At 66.8% G+C, this 4,019-nt stretch carries 4 protein-coding genes and 1 pseudogene; all 5 read right to left on the reverse strand.

Annotated elements, in window-relative coordinates:
* Positions 1 to 120, reverse strand: a pseudogene (locus tag ACRDUX_RS03505) (ATPase); the annotation flags it as partial.
* 19 nt (positions 121 to 139) lie between these two features.
* Positions 140 to 877 (reverse strand): 6-phosphogluconolactonase, encoded by a 738-nt coding sequence (gene pgl, locus ACRDUX_RS03510; protein ID WP_526411066.1) that lies wholly within the window; start codon positions 875 to 877, stop codon positions 140 to 142.
* Positions 874 to 1,785 (reverse strand): glucose-6-phosphate dehydrogenase assembly protein OpcA, encoded by a 912-nt coding sequence (opcA, locus tag ACRDUX_RS03515; RefSeq protein WP_526411068.1) that lies wholly within the window; start codon positions 1,783 to 1,785, stop codon positions 874 to 876. Before opcA ends, pgl begins: the two co-directional genes overlap by 4 nt.
* Positions 1,786 to 1,849: 64 nt before the next feature.
* A complete protein-coding gene (gene zwf, locus ACRDUX_RS03520) occupies positions 1,850 to 3,391 on the reverse strand; it encodes a glucose-6-phosphate dehydrogenase (protein ID WP_526411070.1) in 1,542 nt (513 codons plus the stop codon).
* Positions 3,388 to 4,019 (reverse strand): transaldolase (gene tal, locus ACRDUX_RS03525; RefSeq protein WP_526411072.1); only part of this gene is annotated, 632 nt, incomplete at its 5' end. The genes zwf and tal, both read right to left, overlap by 4 nt.

Raw genomic sequence — 4,019 nt, forward strand, 5'->3', positions numbered from 1 at the left:
CACGAGCAGCGTGTCGACCTGCTCGACGGTGACGTCGGCATTGAGCGCGGCCTGCGTCAGTGTCTTGATGCGCTGGCGCCCGGCGCTCGTTCGGCTGCGGCCAACCCCTTTGTCTGCCATGGCGATCAGTATGCGACCACTACAGGTCGGCCGCAGCCGCCTCGTCGAGGAGCCACACGGTCCTGTCCTTGCCGACCGCACCCGCGGCGGGTACGTCCTGCGCTGCCGCACCACCCACCGCCGCCGCCACTGCCTCGGCCTTCTCCGCGCCCGCGACCACCAGCCACACCTCGCGCGACCGGTTCACCGCGGGCAGCGTCAACGTGATGCGCCGGGGCGGCGGCTTGGGCGAGTCGGTGACGCCGACGACGAGCCGTTCGCTCTCACTGGTGGCGGCACTGTGGGGAAACAGCGAGTTGACGTGCCCTTCACCGCCCATGCCGAGCAGGTGTACGTCGAAGTCCGGAGCGGGCGCGCCCTCGTCGGCGTTGGCCGCGAGCACCTGCTCGTAGGCCAGCGCCGCGGCGTCGATGTCATCGCCGAACTCGCCGTCGCTGGAAGGCATCGCGTGCACGTTGGCGGCCGGGATGTCGATGTCGTCGAGCAGTGCCTCGCGGGCCTGCTTGTCGTTTCGGTCGTCGTCATCGGCAGGCACGTAACGGTCGTCGCCCCAGAACAGGTGGACCTTGGACCAGTCGATGGCCTCACCGTGATCGCCGAGGTGCTTCAGCAGCTTGACTCCGGTGCCCCCGCCGGTGAGCACGACGAAGGCGACGCCGCGCGCTTCGATGGCCCCGGTGATGGCGCCCACCAGTCGCTCGCCTGCCGCAGTGACCAACGCGTCGGCGTCGGCGTACTTCGCGATTACCGTGGTCACAGGTACTTCACCTTGTCGATACCCTTCAGTGCCTCGAGGTAGATCTCGTCGGGATCGAGCCTGCGCAGGTCCTCGGCAAGACAGTCCCGAGTCTCCCTGCGCGCCAACAGAAGCTTGGCGTCCGGTTGGCTGGTCCTGGTCAGGCTGGCGGTGGTGCCGTCCTGTGGCCGGCTGAGCGTGATCGTCTCGCTGGCACGCACCAACTCGACCTTCAAGTCGCCGACGGCCCGTTGCACCGGACCGTCGATCCGGCTCGCCAGCCAACCCGCGAGAATGTCGAGCGCCGGCTCCTCCTTGCGGCCGGAAACCAGGACCGACTGGATCGGCTCGTGCGGTCCCTGGTCCAGCGCCGAGGTCAGCATCGCCCGCCAGTAGGTGACCCGGCTCCATGCCAGATCGGTGTCGCCGGGGGTGTACCCCTCCAGCCTGCTCTTGATACAGGCCAGGGGATCGGTTCCGTAGGTGGCATCGGTGATTCGACGGATCGCCAACTGTCCCAAGGGATCCTGAGCAGGCACGCGCGGGGCGATGTCCGGCCACCACGCGACAACGGGGGTGTCCGGCAGCAGGAACGGCGTCACGACGCTGTTGGCCTGTGCGGCCAGCGGGCCGGTCAGCTTGAGTACCACCACCTCACCCGCGCCTGCATCGTGACCGACCCGGATCTGGGCGTCCAGCTTGGGATCTGCGGCGTCGCGGTCGACGGGAAGGACGACGATGACGCGGCAGGGATGCTCGCGGCTGGCGGCGTTCGCTGCCTCGATGGACTCCTCGAGCATGGTCTCACTGTCGGGCGCGATGACCAGGGTGAGGACTCTGGCCATGGTGAAGGCGCCGCCTTCTTCGCGCAGGCCGTCCAGCTTCTTGTTGACTGCGTTGGTCGTGGTGTTCTCAAGGTCGACGATCATCTGGAGCTCCGGTTCTTCGCGCCAGCGCTCATCGGCGCCGGATGGCTCTTCGCGCAAGCGCTCATCACGGCCTCCGCCATTCCCTGCCGGTCCGCTGCAACATCTCGAATGCCGACTCCGGGCCCCAGCCGCCCGACTCGTAGGGATCCGGTTTCCCGTGTGATGCCCAGTACTCGAGGGCGGGATCGAGGATCTCCCAGGACAATTCGACTTCCTGGTTCACCGGGAACAACGACGGCTCACCGAGCAGGACGTCGAGGATGAGACGCTCATAGGCCTCGGGGGAGTCCTCGGCGAACGCGGACCCGTAGGAGAAGTCCATGTTGACGTCGCGGACCTCCATGGCGTGGCCAGGCACCTTGGAGCCGAATCTCAGCGTGATTCCCTCGTCCGGCTGCACCCGGATCACGAGGGCGTTCTTGCCGAGCTCGTCGGTCATGGTCGCGTCGAAGGGAAGGTGCGGAGCCCGCTTGAAGACCAGTGCGATCTCGGTGACCCTGCGGCCGAGGCGCTTTCCGGTACGGAGGTAGAACGGCACACCGGCCCAGCGTCTGGTGTCGACCTCGAGGGTGATGGCGGCGAACGTCTCGGTGGTGGACGTCGTGGAGAAGCCCTCCTCCTCGAGCAGCCCGACCGCCTGCTCGCCGCCCTGCCAACCTGCGGTGTACTGACCGCGAGAGGTGTTCTCGTCCAACGGTTCCGCCAGCCGGGTCGCCGAAAGCACCTTGATCTTCTCGGCCTGCAGTTCGGCGGGGCTGAAGCTGACCGGCTCCTCCATCGCCGTCAACGCGAGCAGCTGCGTCAGGTGGTTCTGAATGACGTCGCGGGCCGCGCCGACACCGTCGTAGTAGCCACCGCGCCCACCGAGGCCGATGTCCTCGGCCATGGTGATCTGGACGTGGTCGACGTAATGGGCATTCCAGATCGGGTCGAACAGTTGATTCGCGAAGCGCAACGCCAGGATGTTCTGCACCGTCTCCTTGCCGAGGTAGTGGTCGATGCGGAACACCGACGACTCGGGGAAGACGCTGTTGACGACCTGGTTGAGCGACCTCGCGCTCTCGAGGTCGTGGCCGAACGGCTTCTCGATGACGACGCGGCTCCACCGGTCACCGTCGGGCCGGGCCAGCCCCGACTTCGAGAGCTGCTCGCACACCGTCGGAAACGCCTTCGGCGGAATCGACAGGTAGAACGCGTGATTGCCGCCCGTCCCACGCTCGGCGTCGAGCTTGGCCAGCGTCTCCGACAGTCGCACGAAACTGGCGTCGTCGTCGAAGGTGCCCTGGACGAAGCGGATGCCCTCCCTCAGCCGGTCCCAGACCTCCTGGCGGAAGGGCGTGCGGGCGTGGGCCTGCACGGCCTTGAGCACGACGTCGGCGAAGTCATCGTCGACCCAGTCCCGTCGGGCGAACCCGAGCAACGAGAACGTCGGTGGCAACAGCCCGCGGTTGGCCAGGTCGTAGATCGCAGGCATCAGCTTCTTGGTGGCCAGATCGCCCGTCACGCCGAAGATGATGACCGCACACGGGCCTGCGATGCGCGGCAGCCGCTTGTCCAGCTTGTCCCGCAGCGGGTTCTGCCACTCGGCGGCAGGCGTGTTGCTCATTTGGCAGCAGCGTCCAACTGACCCTGGGTGGCCTCGAGCAATTCACCCCATGACTTCTCGAACTTGTCGACACCCTCGTTCTCCAGAACCAGGAACACGTCGGTGAGGTCGATGCCGATCGCGGAGAGCTTGTCGAACACGATCTGCGCGGCGCCCGAGGTCCCGCTGATCGTGTCGCCCTTGACCTCGCCGTGGTCGGCCACCGCATCCAGGGTCTTCTCCGGCATGGTGTTCACCGTGTTCTTGGCGACCAGCTCCGTGACGTAGAGCGTGTCGGAGTAGTCCGGGTTCTTGACGCCGGTCGACGCCCACAGTGGCCGCTGCGCGCGAGCTCCTTCGGCAAAGAGCACGCCGAACCGATCGCCACCCACGAACACCTGTTGGTAGGCGGCGTAGGCGAGACGCGCGTTGGCCACGCCTGCTTGGCCGCGCAGCGCGCGTGCCTCGTCGGTCCCGATGTCATCCAATCGCTTGTCGATCTCGGTATCGACGCGGGAGACGAAGAACGATGCGACCGAGTGGATCTTGGACAGGTCGTGCCCGGCTTCCTTGGCCTTCTCGAGGCCTGCGAGGTAGGCGTCCATGACGGCCTCGTGGCGCTCGACGGAGAAGATCAGCGTGACGTTGA

This window comes from Mycobacterium sp., from assembly GCF_050701675.1.
Lineage (GTDB): Bacteria > Actinomycetota > Actinomycetes > Mycobacteriales > Mycobacteriaceae > Mycobacterium.

Excerpts from the sequence above, each read along its gene's own strand:
- opcA (WP_526411068.1), bottom strand. The coding sequence starts at position 1,785 with ATGATCGTCGACCTTGAGAACACCACGACCAACGCAGTCAACAAGAAG.
- zwf (WP_526411070.1), bottom strand. The coding sequence starts at position 3,391 with ATGAGCAACACGCCTGCCGCCGAGTGGCAGAACCCGCTGCGGGACAAG.